Raw genomic sequence first — 16,030 nt, 5'->3', positions numbered from 1 at the left:
CAGCATCACCTCAGTCGGACGCACCCTGCCATGGGTGTGATCCGTTCCCGCCGGCCAGACGGTCGGCGACGTCCCGCACCGGATCGCATCGCGACCGGACAGGAAGGAACTTCGTGAGCGACACCACGGAGCTGTTGGACACCACCACGCGCGGTCAGAAGGCCCCGGGGAACGCATCGCGTTCCTCCGGCGGACTTTCCGGCATGGTGCTGCCCGACCTCAAGGCCATGGCCTCCTCCATGGGCATCAAGGGAGTTTCCGGTCTGCGCAAGGGCGATCTGATCGCCGCGATCAGCGCACACCAGGGCGGCTCCCAACCCGCGGTGGCGACGCGCGCCGGATCCCGCCGCGCCGCACCCGCAGACCCCGCCACCCCGGCAGGGTCCGCAGCATCGACCACCCCCGCAACTTCGTCCGGCGGAACTGCTTCGTCCGGCAGCAGTGCGCCGTCGAACGCTTCGGCTCCGTCCAACGGCACTGCGCCGTCGAGCGTCTCGGCTTCGTCCGACGGCACTGCGCCGTCTGCACGAACGGCACCGTCTGCCGACACCGCGGCTGGGGACGATGAGCAGCCCCGCTCCCGTCGTCGCGCCGGCCGCGCGGCAGGCGCCCCGACCGCCACCGACGCCGCGTCCGCGACGCTCTTCGACACCGACCGGCTCACCGCCGGCGATGGCAACCGCTCGGCCGACGCCCGTTCGACCGACGCCCGTTCGACCGACGACCGCTCGGCCGACGACCGTTCGACGCGCACGACGCAGACCGAAGACCAGGACCCGCGGTCCAGCCGTCGCGAGCGCGCCGGAACCTCCGACGCGAACGCCGCAGGACTTGCCGACACGGAGTCGACGAACACCGATCGTCAGTCCGGCGGCGGTGATCGTGCGGACAACGCCCGTCAGTCCGATCAGCAGACCGAGCGGGGATCAGACCGTCAGGACGGCGACCAGGGCGAGCGCAGCAGTCGGCGCAACCGCCGCAACCGCCGCGATCGCGACCGGGACGGCCAGGGTGGTGGCAACCAGAACACTGCCAACCAGAACACTGCCAACCAGAACACCGCCAATCAGAACACCGCCAACCAGAACGGCCAGAGCACCGGCAGCCAGAACGGCCAGAGCGAGCAGGGCGATGGTGATCGTCAGGACCGCGGCGACCGCCAGGATCGTCAGCGCGACAACCAGAACCGGCAGAACACCCGTAACGACCAGAACTCCTCGCAGGACGAGGACGACGATCGCGGTGGCCGGCGCAGCCGGTACCGCGACCGCGATCGCAGCACCCGCAACCGTCGCGGGAATGCCCGCACGGATCGGCTCGGCGGCGATCCGGACACCGAGATCCGCGAGGACGACGTCCTGTTGCCGGTGGCCGGCATCGTCGACGTGCTCGACTCCTACGCCTTCGTGCGGACGTCCGGCTACCTGTCCGGTCCGAACGACGTGTACGTCTCGCTCAGCCAGGTCCGCAAGCACGGGCTGCGCCGCGGCGACCATCTCGTCGGTGCCGTCCGCGCTCCCCGCGAGGGCGAGTCGCAGCAGCGTCAGAAGTTCAACGCGCTGGTCCGGATCGACACGGTCAACGGCCTCGATGCGGAAGCTGCGAAGAACCGTCCCGAGTTCACCAAGCTCACCCCGCTCTACCCCAACGAGCGACTCCGCCTCGAGACCGAACCGCACCTGTTGACGACCCGGGTGATCGACCTGGTGATGCCCGTCGGCAAGGGCCAGCGCGCCCTGATCGTCGCGCCGCCCAAGGCCGGCAAGACCATGGTGATGCAGGCCATCGCCAACGCGATCGCGACCAACAACCCGGAGTGCCACCTGATGGTGGTGCTGGTGGACGAGCGTCCCGAAGAGGTCACCGACATGCAGCGCTCGGTGAAGGGTGAGGTCATAGCCTCGACCTTCGACCGGCCGCCGGCCGACCACACGATGGTCGCCGAACTGGCGATCGAGCGGGCCAAGCGACTGGTCGAGATGGGCCGCGACGTCGTCGTGCTGCTCGACTCGATCACCCGCCTGGGCCGGGCCTACAACCTGGCTGCCCCGGCGTCCGGCCGGATCCTGTCCGGTGGCGTCGACTCGACCGCACTGTTCCCGCCGAAGCGCTTCCTCGGCGCGGCACGGAACATCGAGAACGGCGGTTCGCTGACCATCTTCGCCTCCACCCTGGTGGAGACCGGTTCGGCCGGTGACACGGTGATCTTCGAGGAGTTCCAGGGCACCGGCAACGCCGCGCTCAAGCTGGACCGTCGCCTGTCGGACAAGCGGATCTTCCCGGCCATCGACCTCAACCAGTCCTCCACCCGCAAGGAAGACCTGTTGATGAGCCCGGACGAGCTCGCCGTCGTGGTGAAACTCCGCAAGGTGCTCGGCGCGCTGGACACCCAGCAGAGCCTGGAACTGGTGCTCGATCGGTTGCGCAAGACTCGCACCAACATCGAGTTCCTCATGCAGGTCGCCAAGAACACCCCCGGCCAGGAGTGATCTCCGGGAACTCGGCCACGGACCGGCCGGCACCGCTTGCGGTGTTGGCCGGTTCCCGGTTCGTCCTGCTGACCACGTTCCGCAAGTCCGGGGTTGCCGTTCCGACGGCGGTCTGGGCGGTCGAGCTGGACGGCGATCTGTGGGTCTGGACCAACCCGACCTCGGGCAAGGTCAAGCGGATCCGCAACAACGGCCGGGTGCTCGTCCAACCGTGCAGCATGCGCGGGGAACCGGTGGGTGAGCCGATCGAGGCTCACGCAGCGATCGGTGACGATGCCAGAGTCACCGACGTCCTGACAGCGCTGCGGCGCAAGTACGGCTTCCAGGCCCTCATGACGCAGATCGGGATCTGGATCGGTGCCAGGATCGGCCGGCCACGGCCACCCGGTGCGCTCGTCGTCACGATTCCGGACCCGGTGGCAGCGCGACCCCTCGCTGACCAGGCCGGGAATACCCGGCCGTGATCGGTGTTGTAGGCGGAGTCAGCGGACGGGTCCCCCCGGATCGTGGGGCGGAGCGCAGCTCTTCGTCGTCCTGTGGTCCCCGCCGTGGTCCGGCGAGACCCCTCCGATCTGGCAGAATGGTCCGGTACACCCGGCTCCGGTTCCCGACTCCCGTGCATCCCGCACCTGGATCGACCCGGCGGCCACTGAGAAGGGAACCAGCACAGATGAAGACCGGTATCCACCCGGAGTACACCGACACCACCGTGAACTGTGGTTGCGGCAACTCCTTCACCACCAAGAGCACCGAGACCCGCGGTCAGATCACCGTCGAGGTCTGCTCCCAGTGCCACCCGTTCTACACGGGCAAGCAGAAGATCCTCGACACCGGCGGCCGCGTCGCCCGCTTCGAGCAGCGGTACGGCAAGCGCACCCGCTAGTTCCTCGGCACGGCGCCCACCCGCTCATCATCTCGATGACCCGGGTGGGCGCCGTTTCGCGTTTCCGACCACCATCCCCGGTGGCCGCCCTGCAGTGAGAGACGAGCGAGTCTGTGAGCACCACCAACACCACCCCCGCCGTGACCGGCGTGCCCGAGCTGGTCGGTGAGTACCGGGAGCTGGAGCTGCGCCTGTCGGAGTCGGCGGTGCACGCCGACCAGGCGTTGGCCCGCACGCTGGGTCGGCGGTACGCGGAGCTGACGCCCATCGTGCGCGCCGCCACCGAACTGGAGACGGTCCGCGGCGATCTCGGTGCCGCGCAAGAACTCGCGTCCGAGGACGCGACGTTCGCCGCCGAGGCTGCCGAACTGACCGTCCGGATCGTGCAGCTCGAATCGGCGCTCGCCGAACTGCTCGCTCCGCGTGACCCGGACGATGCCAAGGACGTGATCCTCGAGGTCAAAGCGGGGGAGGGCGGCGACGAGTCGGCCCTGTTCGCCGGCGATCTGCTGCGGATGTACCTGCGGTACGCCGAGCGACGTGGCTGGAAGACCGAGATCCTCTCGGCGGCCGACTCCGATCTGGGCGGCTACACCTCCGTCACGGTCGCGGTGAAGGCACCGGGCAACCCGGCGCCGGCCGACGGCGTGTGGGCCAGGCTGAAGTTCGAGGGCGGCGTGCATCGGGTCCAGCGGGTGCCGGTGACGGAGTCCCAGGGCCGCGTCCACACGTCGGCGGTCGGCGTGTTCGTGGCCCCCGAGGCCGAGGACGTCGAGGTGGACGTGCTGCCCGCTGATCTGCGGATCGACGTGTTCCGCTCGTCCGGCCCGGGCGGCCAGTCGGTGAACACGACAGACTCGGCCGTCCGGATCACCCACCTGCCGACCGGCATCGTGGCGAGCTGTCAGAACGAGAAGTCCCAGCTGCAGAACAAGGAACAGGCAATGCGCATCCTGCGCTCCCGGTTGCTGGTGGCAGCTCGTGAGCAGGCGGCGTCGGCCGAGGCCGAGTCCCGCCGCTCCCAGGTGCGCACCGTCGACCGCAGTGAGCGGGTGCGGACGTACAACTTCGGCGAGAACCGGTTCGCCGACCATCGGGTGGGCTTCAAGGCCTACAACCTGGACGCGGTGCTGGACGGCGATCTGGATCCTGCGCTGGACGCGCTCGCGTCCGCAGATCGGGCCGAACGGCTCGCGCTCGCAGCAGGAGGATCTTCATGAAGCGCCAACCGCTGCGGGTGGTGATCAGGCAGGCCGCGCAGGAACTCGAGGCGGCTGGCGTGCCCACTCCGCAGGTGGACGCCGAAGAGCTGGCGGCCTGGATCCTCGGCGTGGGGCGGACCAGGCTCGGTCTGCAGCCGCTCGTGGAGCCGGAATGGGTGGAGCACTACCGGACGGTGATCGCTCGGCGTGCGCAGCGGATCCCGTTGCAGCACATCATCGGTGAGGTGCAGCTGGGTCTGGCGACGATCCAGGTCGGGCCGGGGGTCTTCATCCCGCGGCCGGAGACCGAACTGCTCGTCGACTGGGCACTCCGCGCGGTGAAGGACGTCTCCGCGCCGCTGGTGGTCGATCTGTGCTCGGGGAGCGGGGCCATTGCGCTCGCCGTCTCCGCTGCCCGCCCGGACGCGAGAGTGGTGGCGGTGGAACGGGATCCGAACGCCCTGGCCTGGGCCAGACGCAATCTGGAGCGGCACCTCGAACGCGGGGGGACGCCGATCGACCTGCGCGGTGGCGACATCGCCGATGAGCGGGTGACCTATGACCTGGCTGGACAGGCCGACCTGGTGCTCAGCAACCCGCCCTACGTTCCCAACGCCACCCCGGTCGAACCCGAGGTCTCCCAGCACGATCCGGCCGTTGCGGTGTTCGGGGGTGCAGACGGACTCGACGTCATCCGGGTGCTGGTACCGATCGCCGCGGGGCTGCTCCGTACCGGTGGCCTGCTGGGCATCGAGCACGATGACACCCAGAGGGCGAGCGTGCCGTCGATCCTGCAGCAGCGCCGGGTACTGGCCGACGTGCAGGACCATACAGACCTCGCAGGGCGGCCGAGATTCGTGACGGCGCAACGGGTGTCGCTGGGGATCGACCACTCCCGGCCGTTCTGAGCCTCGGCAGCTCCCGAGTCCGATGCCGACGAGCGACGCAGGAGTCGAGCTTTCGGGACAGGTCGGTGGATGACCCCGGCGAGGTCACGCCCCGCCGGTTCGGCGGTGATCGAGCAAGCGAGGGACGAGCGAGTCGAGATCGCGCCGGACATGCCGGACGCGTCGGTTCGCAGGCTCACTCGCACGTCCGGCGCTGCACAGGAGTGCGCGCCGCCATCATCCGCGGCCCCGGTTGACGAATCCAGACGGGCACCGCGCCAACGACGGAGGAGCGTGGCACTCGACCATGATGATGTGACGCTGGTCGAGCAAGCGAGGAACGAGCGCGTCGAGACCCCGTCGGGTCATCGACGGGTCCCGGTCGTGCTGCCGCACCATGTTCCGACTCCTTCGTCGCTCAGGACAGGGAGCGACTGGATCCCCCCATCGCTGTCAAGTCCTCGCTGGTCGAGCAAGCGAGGAACGAGCGCGTCGAGACCCCGTCGGGTCATCGACGGGTCCCGGTCATGCTGCCGCACCATGTTCCGACTCCTTCGCCGCTCAGGACAGGGAGCGACTGGACCCCCCCATCGCTGTCAAGTCCTCGCTGGTCGAGCAAGGTGGACCCTGCATCGCGCGGCGACGTGGTGGGCCCACAATGAACGAATTGAGTTGGGAAGGAACGACTCTGACGAGACCCTGTGCGATCATCTTGAGGGTAATGATTCCGATGCCTCTCGACCGGTGCCGACCCCCTGATCGTGACCTGATCGAGACCAGACCTGCTCTTCCACAGCCCCTTTCAGTACCTTGACTGTCGGACCTGTTGAGTAGCGTTGGCCCTATGAACAGCACCTGTGGAGCGAGTGTCGCGGACACCCGCGACCACATCGCCGTGCTGACTGCCCGGCTGAAAACTCTGCACACCAGTGTCTTTCAGTGCCCCACCGGTGAGTTGGGCGAGTTCCTCGGCGAGCTCGCCGAACTCCGTGCACTGGCCGGTGCTGCCAGTGTGATCGTCACTGCGGACGCCGAGACCCGCGGTGTGGTGGAAGCGTCCCAGTCCGCCTCGACCCGCGGCTGGATCGCGGAGCACGGCTGGCACTCCCGCCGCGAAGCGACCACCGTCGCCAAAGCCGCCCACATCCTGCGCCGACCGGAACTCGCCGAGATCGCCGACTCCATCCGCACCGCCGATCTCGACCTGCCCACCGCAGTGGTGGTGCAGGGCGAGTACGACAAACTCGCCCCCCAGCTGCTGCCCGACGCGCACCCCTTCGTTCTGAAGCAACTCGTCAACCACGGCGCTGAGTACGGACCCCGCGGCGTGAGAGAACTGCGGCAATGGATCCTCGCCCACCACGGCAAGCCTGACGAGTTCGCCGACTTCCAGGACCGCTGCCGCCGACACATCTCCCTCTCATCGCCGACCGAAACGTCCACCGGGCTGCACGAATACCGACTTGTCGTCGACAACGAAGGCCTCAGCATCCTCGAAGCAGCCATCCAAACCCTCGCAGCACCGCGACCGGATGCTGCCGCCGGCGAGCGGGACGTCCGACCCACCGACCGGCGGCGTGGTGAGGCCCTCATCGAAGCTTTTCGCCGCTCCGTCCTCGCCCAAGGCCAAGGCGTCACCGCAGCCGTGACCGCGACCGTCAACGTCACCATGAACCTCGACGACCTGCAGCAACGAACCGGCGCCGGCACCTGCGCCGGAACCATCGCCGACGGCACCCTCCTGGCCCCCGACACCGCCCGCAAACTCGCCTGCGACGCCGGCATCATCCCCACAGTCCTCGGCGCCGACGGCGCCGTCCTGGACTGCGGCAAGGAACAGCGCCTGTTCACCCTCACCCAGAAACGCGTCCTCTGGACACGCGATCGGCACTGCACATTCCCCGGCTGCGACATCCCCGCCCAGTGGTGCGACGCGCACCACCTCGTCCACTGGATCGACGGCGGACCCACCGACCTCGACAACGCCGCCCTGCTCTGCCCGGCCCACCACACCATCGTCCACCGCGACGAACTGAACGGCGAAGTCACTGCCGGACAGGTCATCTGGGACCGCAGACCCCGCTCCTACCGACCCGCGCGGCGGCCCAGACCCGCCGACAGGCCCGACCCGACCAGCACCCGACGACTACCCCGCCAACGCACCGCGCCCACACCCCTGCGGACGTGAACGGTCGCGCGGCGCAACGTGGGCACTGGATCTCGACTCCCTGCGTTTGCTCGATCAACCTCGGGGGGCGACGCCACAGGGCAAATGCGTCAGCGCGCGTCGGCCAGCCCGGAGGCGAACTCGGCGCGCACCGCCTGGATGCTGCCGTTGTTGCGGGACGGATGCACCCGGTTGCTGAGGAAGATCGCGAACGAACGCTGCGCCAGGTCGATGGTGATGGTCGTGCCGGTGTATCCGGTGTGGCCCACGGTGTTCGGCCCGGACAGCCGGCCCATGTAGGCCGGTTGGTCGATCTCGAAGCCGAGACCATGCGCATGAGAGGGGAACTCCTGGTTCCGATCGGTGGCCAGCAGCGCCACCCCTGCCTCGTCGAGGATCCGGGCCCGGCCGTAGCGACCACCGTTGATCAGGGTCTGCGCCAGGACCGCGAGGTCGTCCGCCGTGGAGAACACCCCTGCATGACCTGCCACCCCACCCAGGCTCCAGGCGTTCTCGTCGTGCACCTCGCCCCACACCAACCCGCGGGCAGACACGGCCTGGAACTCGGTCGCCGCGATCCGGTGCCGCAGGCGGGCCGGCGGGTTGTACATCGTGTCCCGCATGCCGAGCGGCCGGGTGATGCCCTCGTGCACCAGCACATCCAGCGTCCGGCCGGTGAGATGCTGCAGCACCAGCTGCGTGCTGATCATGTTCAGGTCGCTGTACAGATACGTGCTGCCGGCCGGGTTCGCCAACGGGGCGTCCAGCACCGCCTGGAATCGCGCAGCCACGTCGGGGTACTTCGAGTAGAGCGGTAGCCAGGAAGTGAACCCGGAGGTGTGCGTCAGCAGCATCTCCACAGTGACGTCCTGCTTGCCGTTCGCCGCGAAGGCAGGCAGGTAGCTGGCGACGGTGGCCGACAGGTCCAACCGGCCGGCTTCGATCTGCTGGACGGCGACGATCGAGGTGAACAACTTGGACAGCGACGCCAGGTCGAAGATGGTCGACCGACGCATCGGGATCCGCTCCGGTGGCGGCAGCTGCTGGGTCGCATCCAGGTAGAGCCGGGCGAAACCGCTGACGTCGGTCCCCACGATGCGGGCGTGGTGGGCATAGAGCCCGACCGCGCCCGGGAGCAGCAGGGTGCCATCCGGCCGCGGAACCTCGTACGTTCGCACCTTGGCCAGTGCCGCAGCGATGACCGCCGGATCCAGACCCACCGATCGCGGTGAACCCGGCCGTAACCGTTCGTCGCGCTCCGGACCGCCGTGGCCCGGGCCGCCGCGTCCGGTCGTGTTGTCCACTCCGCCTGCCTCCGCTGTCGCCGTCCCCAGTCCGACCATCGTCAGGCCCGCCGCCGCCGCTCCGGCGAAGCCCCACCGCAGCGCGGCGCGCCGGTCGACCGATCGGGCCGTGCTCGCCTCGTTCATCTGCCGACCCCGCTCAGCCACGCGAACCGCGGTAGATGAAGTACTGACGGCGCGTCCGGTCGAAGGCAGCGAGCTCGTTCTTCCAGGCGCCCAACACCGTCTCGACCGAGGCTCCACCGGAAATCTGCTCTCGCAGACGGGTGGACCCGGTCAGCTTGTCGGTCCAGTACGGACGAACTGGGTCGTAGCTGTCGTACCGCCACGCGAACGTGGGGTAGAGGGCCTTGGCGGCCACCAACATCTCGACCGCGACCCGGATCGGATCGAGTGCGTTCCGGTCGGTGATGTGGACCTGCACACCGCCGCAGACCTCACCGACGAACTTGTTGAACGTCGGGGTGAAGTAGGCCTCGCGGAACTGCACGCCCGGCACTGTGCGGGCGGCCAGTGCAGCAGCCCAGCGGTGATCGACGCTCGGCGCTCCGATGATCTCGAACGGGCGGGTGGTGCCGCGACCCTCCGAGTAGAGAACACCTTCGAACATGCCGGTGCCCGGATAGAGCAGCGCGGTGTCCGGCGTCGGCACGTTCGGGCTCGGCGGCACCCACTGCAGCCCGGTGTCGGCGAACTTCATGTCGGGTGAGTAGTTCTTCATCTCCACGACGGTGATCGAGGCGTGCTTCTTGCCGTTCTCGTCCGACGGCAGGATCTCGGAGTTCAGATAGCGGGCGAGTTCACCGACGGTCAGACCGTGGGCCTGGACGATGTTCTCGGCGCCGACCCCCGAGGTGAATGCCGCCGTCATCATCGGGCCACGGGCGATCCCGCCGGTCGGGTTGGGACGGTCCAGGACGACGAACCTCGCGCCGGTCCGCAGCGCAGCGCGCATCGCCGTGTACATGGTCCAGATGTAGGTGTAGAAACGCGCCCCGGCATCCTGGATGTCGAAGATGATCGTGTCGGCGCCCGACGTGGCGAACAGCGACGTCATCTTGTCGGCGTTCGCGCCGTAGGCGTCGTAGACGGTGATGCCGGTGCGCTCGTCGACGTAGGTCTCCTCGGCCTCGCCGGCCTGGGCGGTGCCGCGGAAGCCGTGCTCGGGTCCGAACACCCCGACCACGTCCACGTTGCCCGAGGCGTACATCGCGTCGACGATGCTGACGAGGGAAGCGGTGACGCCGGTGGGGTTGGTGACGATGCCGACCTTGCGCCCCTTCAGTGCACGGAACTGGTCGGCGGCCAACACATCGGCGCCCGTGATCACCCCGCGGCGTCCGCCGTGGCCGTGGTCCCGACCCGCGAGGTCGTCGCCGGCGGTGCGGCTGTCGTCCGCGAGCGCAGCGGCTGCAGGGAGCAGCGGTACTGCGGCCGCGGAGAGCCCTGCGGCGCGGAGAAAGGAACGACGGTCGACTCCGGACATCTGTCCTCGTTTCTCTCCCCGACGGTGGGGAGGTGAAGAATTCACGCGGGCGCTGTTCAAGAGGGAACTTACCTACCAGTGGCGGGTCACACAATGGCGACGGCCAGGGACCCTCGACCTCCACCGACGTCGGCGAGGGCGGGTCGGTCGCGCCACGGTCGGCCGGGTCTGGTGACAGACTGTCCAGCGTGACGACGATCTACGACTGCGCCGATCCCGCCGAGCGACGGGAGGGCCTGGACGCTGCTGCGGCCGCCGCTCGCCGCAGCGAGCTGGTGGTGGTGCCCACCGACACCGTGTACGGGCTCGGCGCCGATGCCTTCGACAGCGAAGCGGTGAACCTGCTGCTGGCGACCAAGGGGCGTGGTCCCGACATGCCGGTGCCGGTGCTGATCGGCAGCTGGTCGACCGTCGACGGTCTCGTCACGGACCTGTCGGCAGTCGGTCGACGCCTGGTGGAGGCGTTCTGGCCGGGTGGATTGTCGTTGGTCGTCGAGCACGCACCGTCGCTGCGGTGGAACCTCGGCGACACCGCAGGCACCGTGATGCTGCGGATGCCGTTGCACCCCGTCACCCTCGACCTGTTGCGGATGGTCGGCCCGATGGCTGTCAGCAGTGCCAACCGCAGCGGATCACCCGCTGCCCAGACGGCGCAGGAAGCGCACGACCAGCTGGGCAACGATGTCCCCGTCTACCTCGACGGTGGTCCCGCCGCGCAGGGTGTCGCCTCCACGATCGTCGATCTCACCGGTGCGCTGCCCCGGGTGCTGCGCGAGGGTGCGGTGCCGCTGGACGCGATCCGCGAGGTGGCGGGAGCTGTCGACGCCGACGGCTGAGCCACGCTTGTGACCGCGTTCGGAGCAACCCGGCATCGACCAGCTCGACACCGGCCAGCACCAGTGCTCCGGCCCAGACCAGCTGTCCTGCTTGACTTCCCGGGTTGCGCACCAGTGCTGCCGCGCCGGCGGTGAGTGCGATACCCAGCAGGACGGGTGACCGGCGGCGCAGGCCCCAGATGGCCGCGATCAGCATCAGTGCTGCGTAGACCCGGACGTCGATGGTGAAGCCCGGGCTGGCCGGATTGTTGTAGCCGGCGCCGATGAACCCGGTGCTGCAGTACATCGAGCCGTACCCGTCGGCGTCGTAGGTGGTGGTGCAGAACCCCGGTGAGTAGTAGCCGGGGACGAAGGAGGCGGTCGTCCAAGGCAGGCCGAGCGCCAGCAGCGCGAGCGCCCCCGCCGGCAGCAGTCGGCGCCGGAGCGTCGGGTCGATCACCAACGCCGCCCGGGGGCCAACAGCATCCCGCCGATCGCCGCTGCAGTTCCGAAGGTCAGGCAGAACCCCGCGTTGGAGCCCACGTTCGGCAGTGCGATCAGCAGCCAGTGCAGGGTGAGCGCACCGGTGGCCACTGCGCCGATCAGCCACGAGCGCCGGACGTCCCAGCCGAACGAGCCGCCGGTCGAGGAGAGCAACTGCGCGACCGCTGCCACGATCGCGAAGATCGCCCAGGTGGTGCGAGCAGCCCAGTCGCAGCTGGAGTCGAAGGGGATCGAGAGACCCAGGGCGACCAGAACGAGGGCGGCGATCCGGAGCACGAGCACCCAGTGCCCGGTCTTCGGCGCGGCCGGGTGTGCGCCGGGCGGGCCGGATGGTCCGCCCGGATACCCGGACTGCTGAGGTCCCGGCAGATACGGCCCTGGCCCGTGGATCATCGGACCGCCGGGGCCTCCCGGGTGCTGCCCGCCGGGGGGACCGCCGACCGGTCCGCTGAAGCCTCGAGGATCCCAGGGCGGTGGGGCCTGCTGCCCGAACGGGCCGAACTGGCCGCGCGGCCGGGAAGGAATCGTCATGGGGAACTCCTGCAGTGGCGGACGAGCGCGGGGACGAGGCACCGACCGATGAACGTATGCGGGCCCGGATCGCGGCATGCGATCCGGGCCCGTTCCCCGGCGTGGGGGACCCCCTGGGAGATGGTCTCGGCTGCGGATCCGGCGTGGATCCCTGATGTGCCAGGGCATCTCCTGGGTGGTTCATCGGCTGGGACGAGTTCGCTCATCCGTCGGTTCCGCTCTCGTCCGTCGCACCTGCGAGACGAGTTCGTCCTGCCGAGTGGGGTTCGTTGCCCGGGGGCCCGGGGACTGCTGAACGGGCGCGGCGCCGAACACGGCGGGATGCCAGGGACAGCACCCGGCCAGGGACAGCACCCGGCGAGGGACAGCACCCGGCGAGGGACAGCGCCCGGCGAGGGACAGCGCCCGGCGAGGGACAGCGCCCGGCGCGACTACCCTGGCCAGGTGCTGTCCCTCATCCCGGTGCGCGAGTATCTGCTCGTGGTCGCGACGTCCGCACTGGTGACGTACCTCGTCACCGGGGTGGTGCGGGTGGTTGCTCGGAGACTGGGCGCGGTGACCGCGATCCGGGACCGGGACGTGCACCAGCTCCCGACCCCACGGATGGGCGGCGTCGCGGTCTTCATCGGCGTTGCGGCAGCGTTCGCGGTGGCCTACCAGCTGCCGGAACTGCGGCAGGCGTTCGGCAACAACACCGAGATCGTGGGCGTGCTGGTCGCCGGCGCCGTGATCTGCTTCGTCGGCGTGCTGGACGACCGGTTCGACCTGGACTCGCTCACCAAACTCGCCGGCCAGATCCTGGCTGCCGGGGTGCTCGTCTTCTTCGGGGTGCAGTGGACGCAGATCTGGTTGCCGATCGGCGGATCGAGCGACGGTGGCGGGTTCGGCACCGCCGTCAGCCTCGACCAGACGCAGGGGCTGCTCGTCACGGTGCTGATCACCGTTGTGCTCACCAATGCGATGAACTTCATCGACGGGTTGGACGGCCTGCTGGCCGGTGTCGCGCTGATCTCCACGGTCGGGATGTTCGTCTTCTCCATCCACCAGTACGGCGACTCGCTCAACCCCGAGGCCACCCAGTCACCGTTGATCGCCGCGGCGCTGTTCGGGGCCTGTCTGGGATTCCTGCCGCACAACTTCTATCCGGCCAGGATCTTCATGGGGGACTCCGGCTCGATGTTCATCGGCCTGGCAATGTCCGCCGCCGTCATCAGCACCAGCGGCAAACTCGACTATTCGACGTTCGGCCCCCGTTCGACGATTGCGCTGCTCGCGCCGCTGATCGTCATGCTGGCCGTCGTCTTCATCCCGATGCTCGACTTCCTGATGGCGGTCGTCCGCAGGACCCGCAAGGGCAAGCACCCCTTCACCGCCGACAAGCAGCACCTGCACCACCGGATGCTGAACATCGGCCACACCCACCGACAAGCGGTGCTGGTGTTCTACCTGTGGGCCGCCGTGCTGGGCGGCAGTGCCGTCTCGCTGGCGTTCATGACCTGGCAATGGGCCCTGGTGCCCACCGTGATCGGCCTGCTCGTCGCCTCGACGGCCTCGGTCTGGCCGCGGATCAGGGCCCGTCGGCTCAGCGAACGCCGCGCCGGGGTGACGGCATGACCGACCGCCGACCGTTCGATCCCCCGACCTCCCGACCGAAGGGCACCGACATCCCCGCCGCTGCGTTGCCACCCCTCCCGCCGCTGAATCTGGCCGCCGTCGAGAAGGCCGCACGACGCTCGGCCAGCGGGGGAGTGTGGTCACTCGGTCATCTGCGGATCTGCTGGGCGGTACTCGCCGGGTTCGCAGTGCTCGAGGGCATCGTTGCCGGCCTGGTCAGCGGTGGCCGCGGGATCCTCGGCGTGGCCATCGGATCGGCGATCGTCGGCGGCTTCTTCACCGTCTCGACGGTGATCATCGCCCGGGTCGGTGCGAAGAACCCCAAGAACGTGATGAAGGCGGCGCTCGTCAGCTACCTCGGCAAGGTGATCGCGCTCGGCGTGGTGCTGGTGATGATCCCGCGGGACGGCGGTGTCGACACGAAGTGGATGGCGGGCTCGGTGGCCATCGGTGTGTTCGCCTGGCTGGGTGCGCACATGCGGTACGTGTGGACGACCAAGATCTTCTACGTCGATCCGAGCTGACCCCGGTACACGGCAACACGCCCGAGCAGCTGTGACATTCATCTTTGACGATTCGTAGAACTTCGCTCCGCCCCGGTTCGAGCGGGAGCGCGCGGGCTGATACATTCTCAACTGCCATGAAGAGCAGGCCACGGAGACCGGGAATCATCCCCGATCCGGCCCGCGTCAAGGACCGAAAAGGTGCTGACGAAGGGTGGGCTGTCGTCTCGACCATGCTCGGCGGATTCGCCGTGTGGGGTGGGATCGGTTGGCTCCTGGACCAGTGGTGGGGCACGAAGTGGGCCCTCCCGGTCGGAGTGATCGTCGGAATGGTCCTCGGGATCTATGCAGTGATCGCGCGAGTGATCCACAGCGAACCCGCGGTGACTCGACCGACCGACCCAACGACCGGGCCGCCTCCGGCCAGCACCCGAAGGGAGACCGAGTGATTCCGCTCCTGTCAGCTCAGGAAGCCATGATCATGGCTGCCGCTGCAGAGGGTGATGAGGGCTTCCATGCCCCCACCGTCGAACACTCATTCTTCTTCGACCGCCTGGGTGACGGCACCGTCATCGCCTCGGTGAAGGCGATGGTGCTGCTCATCCTGGGCAGCATCCTGATCATCGCCTTCTTCGTGGCCAGCGCCCGCAAGGCTGCTGTCCGGCCGACGAAGCTCCAGTACCTCGGCGAATCGATCTACGGCTTCGTCCGCAACGGCATCGCGATCGAGGTGCTCGGCGGCAAGGAAGGCCGCAAGTGGGCAGGCTTCCTGACCACGATGTTCTCCTTCATCCTGGTGATGAACCTGTGGGAACTCATTCCGGTGGCCCAGCTCCCGGTGACCTCGCACTTCGCGATCCCGGTGTTCCTCGCGCTGCTGGTGTGGGTGATCTACAACGTCGTCGGCATCAAGAAGCACGGTCTCGGTGGTTACCTCAGGTTGCAGACGATCATCCCCGGTGTACCGATCGCCATGCACGCGCTGCTCATCCCGATCGAGTTCCTGTCGAACATCATCCTGCGGCCGTTCACCCAGGCCGTCCGACTTTTCGCGAACATGTTCGCCGGCCACATGCTGGTCGCCGTGGCGGCGACCGGCCTGATCTTCCAGCTCGAGTCCGGCGGTATCAACTACGCGATCGCGATCCTGCCCGGCATCGCCAGCATCGGCCTGGTGTTCTTCGAGCTGCTGGTCTGCGCGTTGCAGGCCTACGTCTTCACCCTGCTGACCGCGATCTACCTCGAGGGTTCGCTGGCGGACTCGCACTGACCATCTGTTCGATCACGACCGCATGACGGCCGGAACCTCGGCACTGATACCGCAGCACCCGGCCCGTGCCATCACGAGCCGGTGAAACAAGCATCATCGAAAGGGAGAAGCACCTTCATGTCCGCTCTGCAGAACCTCGCCGAGGTCAACGTCAACATCTCCGGCAACCTCGGCTCCATCGGGTACGGCCTCGCCGCGATCGGCCCCGGTATCGGTGTCGGCATCGTCTGGGCCAGCTACATCCAGTCGACCGCCCGCCAGCCGGAGTCCGCCGGCCTGACCCGTACCTACGCCTTCCTCGGTTTCGCCGTGTCCGAGGCGCTCGCGCTGCTCGGCTTCGTCGTGCCGTTCATCCTCGGCAACTGACTCACCCCT

At 68.5% G+C, this 16,030-nt stretch carries 16 protein-coding genes; 12 read left to right on the top strand and 4 right to left on the bottom strand.

Annotated features, from left to right (window positions below; translation table 11 throughout):
- Positions 1–203 precede the first annotated feature (203 nt).
- The 6 genes from rho (at position 204) to ABLG96_RS12310 (ending at position 7,649) form a co-directional block, all read left to right on the top strand.
- Positions 204–2,489: a transcription termination factor Rho gene (gene rho, locus ABLG96_RS12335; RefSeq protein ID WP_353651484.1), complete on the top strand. Its 2,286-nt coding sequence runs from the start codon at positions 204–206 to the stop codon at positions 2,487–2,489.
- Positions 2,486–2,953, top strand: a complete 468-nt coding sequence (locus ABLG96_RS12330; protein ID WP_353647684.1) for a PPOX class F420-dependent oxidoreductase — start codon at positions 2,486–2,488, stop codon at positions 2,951–2,953. The genes rho and ABLG96_RS12330 overlap by 4 nt, the downstream gene beginning before the upstream one ends.
- Positions 2,954–3,159: 206 nt before the next feature.
- On the top strand, positions 3,160–3,372 hold the full coding sequence (rpmE, locus tag ABLG96_RS12325) for a 50S ribosomal protein L31 (protein WP_353647683.1): 213 nt from the start codon (positions 3,160–3,162) through the stop codon (positions 3,370–3,372).
- A 113-nt stretch (positions 3,373–3,485) separates the two neighbouring features.
- Positions 3,486–4,592, top strand: a complete 1,107-nt coding sequence (gene prfA, locus ABLG96_RS12320; RefSeq protein WP_353647682.1) for a peptide chain release factor 1 — start codon at positions 3,486–3,488, stop codon at positions 4,590–4,592.
- Positions 4,589–5,482: a peptide chain release factor N(5)-glutamine methyltransferase gene (gene prmC, locus ABLG96_RS12315; RefSeq protein WP_353647681.1), complete on the top strand. Its 894-nt coding sequence runs from the start codon at positions 4,589–4,591 to the stop codon at positions 5,480–5,482. Before prfA ends, prmC begins: the two co-directional genes overlap by 4 nt.
- 823 nt (positions 5,483–6,305) lie before the next feature.
- A complete protein-coding gene (locus ABLG96_RS12310) occupies positions 6,306–7,649 on the top strand; it encodes a DUF222 domain-containing protein (protein ID WP_353647680.1) in 1,344 nt (447 codons plus the stop codon).
- A gap of 89 nt (positions 7,650–7,738) precedes the next feature.
- Here ABLG96_RS12310 and ABLG96_RS12305 read toward each other — a convergent pair whose 3' ends face one another.
- A complete protein-coding gene (locus ABLG96_RS12305) occupies positions 7,739–9,058 on the bottom strand; it encodes a serine hydrolase (protein WP_353647679.1) in 1,320 nt (439 codons plus the stop codon).
- Positions 9,059–9,071: 13 nt separating this feature from the next.
- A complete protein-coding gene (locus ABLG96_RS12300; RefSeq protein WP_353647678.1) occupies positions 9,072–10,418 on the bottom strand; it encodes a DUF1343 domain-containing protein in 1,347 nt (448 codons plus the stop codon).
- A gap of 188 nt (positions 10,419–10,606) precedes the next feature.
- On the opposite strand from ABLG96_RS12300, the gene ABLG96_RS12295 reads away from it, so the two are divergent.
- Positions 10,607–11,254 (top strand): L-threonylcarbamoyladenylate synthase, encoded by a 648-nt coding sequence (locus tag ABLG96_RS12295; protein ID WP_353647677.1) that lies wholly within the window; start codon positions 10,607–10,609, stop codon positions 11,252–11,254.
- Here the strand turns inward: ABLG96_RS12295 and ABLG96_RS12290 are convergent.
- Together ABLG96_RS12290 and ABLG96_RS12285 are read right to left on the bottom strand one after the other, a co-directional pair.
- Entirely contained in the window at positions 11,163–11,693 is a 531-nt protein-coding gene (locus ABLG96_RS12290; protein WP_353647676.1) for a hypothetical protein, read from the bottom strand. The two genes, ABLG96_RS12295 and ABLG96_RS12290, sit on opposite strands and share 92 nt — an antisense overlap.
- On the bottom strand, positions 11,690–12,268 hold the full coding sequence (locus ABLG96_RS12285; RefSeq protein WP_353647675.1) for a hypothetical protein: 579 nt from the start codon (positions 12,266–12,268) through the stop codon (positions 11,690–11,692). The genes ABLG96_RS12290 and ABLG96_RS12285 overlap by 4 nt, the downstream gene beginning before the upstream one ends.
- A 444-nt stretch (positions 12,269–12,712) precedes the next feature.
- Between ABLG96_RS12285 and ABLG96_RS12280 the strand changes: the two genes are divergently transcribed.
- The 5 genes from ABLG96_RS12280 to atpE all read left to right on the top strand — a co-directional run bounded on the left by ABLG96_RS12280 (position 12,713) and on the right by atpE (position 16,021).
- Positions 12,713–13,882 (top strand): MraY family glycosyltransferase, encoded by a 1,170-nt coding sequence (locus ABLG96_RS12280; protein ID WP_353647674.1) that lies wholly within the window; start codon positions 12,713–12,715, stop codon positions 13,880–13,882.
- Positions 13,879–14,406: a hypothetical protein gene (locus ABLG96_RS12275; protein WP_353647673.1), complete on the top strand. Its 528-nt coding sequence runs from the start codon at positions 13,879–13,881 to the stop codon at positions 14,404–14,406. Before ABLG96_RS12280 ends, ABLG96_RS12275 begins: the two co-directional genes overlap by 4 nt.
- Positions 14,407–14,522: 116 nt before the next feature.
- Positions 14,523–14,834, top strand: a complete 312-nt coding sequence (locus ABLG96_RS12270; RefSeq protein ID WP_353647672.1) for an AtpZ/AtpI family protein — start codon at positions 14,523–14,525, stop codon at positions 14,832–14,834.
- A 32-nt stretch (positions 14,835–14,866) separates the two neighbouring features.
- Positions 14,867–15,655, top strand: a complete 789-nt coding sequence (gene atpB / locus ABLG96_RS12265; protein WP_353647671.1) for a F0F1 ATP synthase subunit A — start codon at positions 14,867–14,869, stop codon at positions 15,653–15,655.
- A 117-nt stretch (positions 15,656–15,772) separates the two neighbouring features.
- Complete coding sequence (gene atpE / locus ABLG96_RS12260) at positions 15,773–16,021, top strand: ATP synthase F0 subunit C (protein ID WP_353647670.1); 249 nt, start codon at positions 15,773–15,775, stop codon at positions 16,019–16,021.
- Positions 16,022–16,030 lie beyond the last annotated feature (9 nt).

The sequence above is a fragment of the Nakamurella sp. A5-74 genome (assembly GCF_040438885.1).
Taxonomy (GTDB): Bacteria; Actinomycetota; Actinomycetes; order Mycobacteriales; family Nakamurellaceae; genus Nakamurella.
Note: the sequence above shows the minus strand (reverse complement) of the source record. Positions and strands in the feature narration are given on the sequence as shown.

Coding starts and splice junctions, on each gene's coding strand:
- rho (WP_353651484.1), top strand. CDS start 204: ATGGTGCTGCCCGACCTCAAGGCCATGGCCTCCTCCATGGGCATCAAG.
- rpmE (WP_353647683.1), top strand. CDS start 3,160: ATGAAGACCGGTATCCACCCGGAGTACACCGACACCACCGTGAACTGT.
- prmC (WP_353647681.1), top strand. CDS start 4,589: ATGAAGCGCCAACCGCTGCGGGTGGTGATCAGGCAGGCCGCGCAGGAA.
- ABLG96_RS12310 (WP_353647680.1), top strand. CDS start 6,306: ATGAACAGCACCTGTGGAGCGAGTGTCGCGGACACCCGCGACCACATC.
- ABLG96_RS12305 (WP_353647679.1), bottom strand. CDS start 9,058: ATGAACGAGGCGAGCACGGCCCGATCGGTCGACCGGCGCGCCGCGCTG.
- ABLG96_RS12300 (WP_353647678.1), bottom strand. CDS start 10,418: ATGTCCGGAGTCGACCGTCGTTCCTTTCTCCGCGCCGCAGGGCTCTCC.
- ABLG96_RS12285 (WP_353647675.1), bottom strand. CDS start 12,268: ATGACGATTCCTTCCCGGCCGCGCGGCCAGTTCGGCCCGTTCGGGCAG.
- ABLG96_RS12275 (WP_353647673.1), top strand. CDS start 13,879: ATGACCGACCGCCGACCGTTCGATCCCCCGACCTCCCGACCGAAGGGC.
- ABLG96_RS12270 (WP_353647672.1), top strand. CDS start 14,523: ATGAAGAGCAGGCCACGGAGACCGGGAATCATCCCCGATCCGGCCCGC.
- atpB (WP_353647671.1), top strand. CDS start 14,867: ATGGCTGCCGCTGCAGAGGGTGATGAGGGCTTCCATGCCCCCACCGTC.
- atpE (WP_353647670.1), top strand. CDS start 15,773: ATGTCCGCTCTGCAGAACCTCGCCGAGGTCAACGTCAACATCTCCGGC.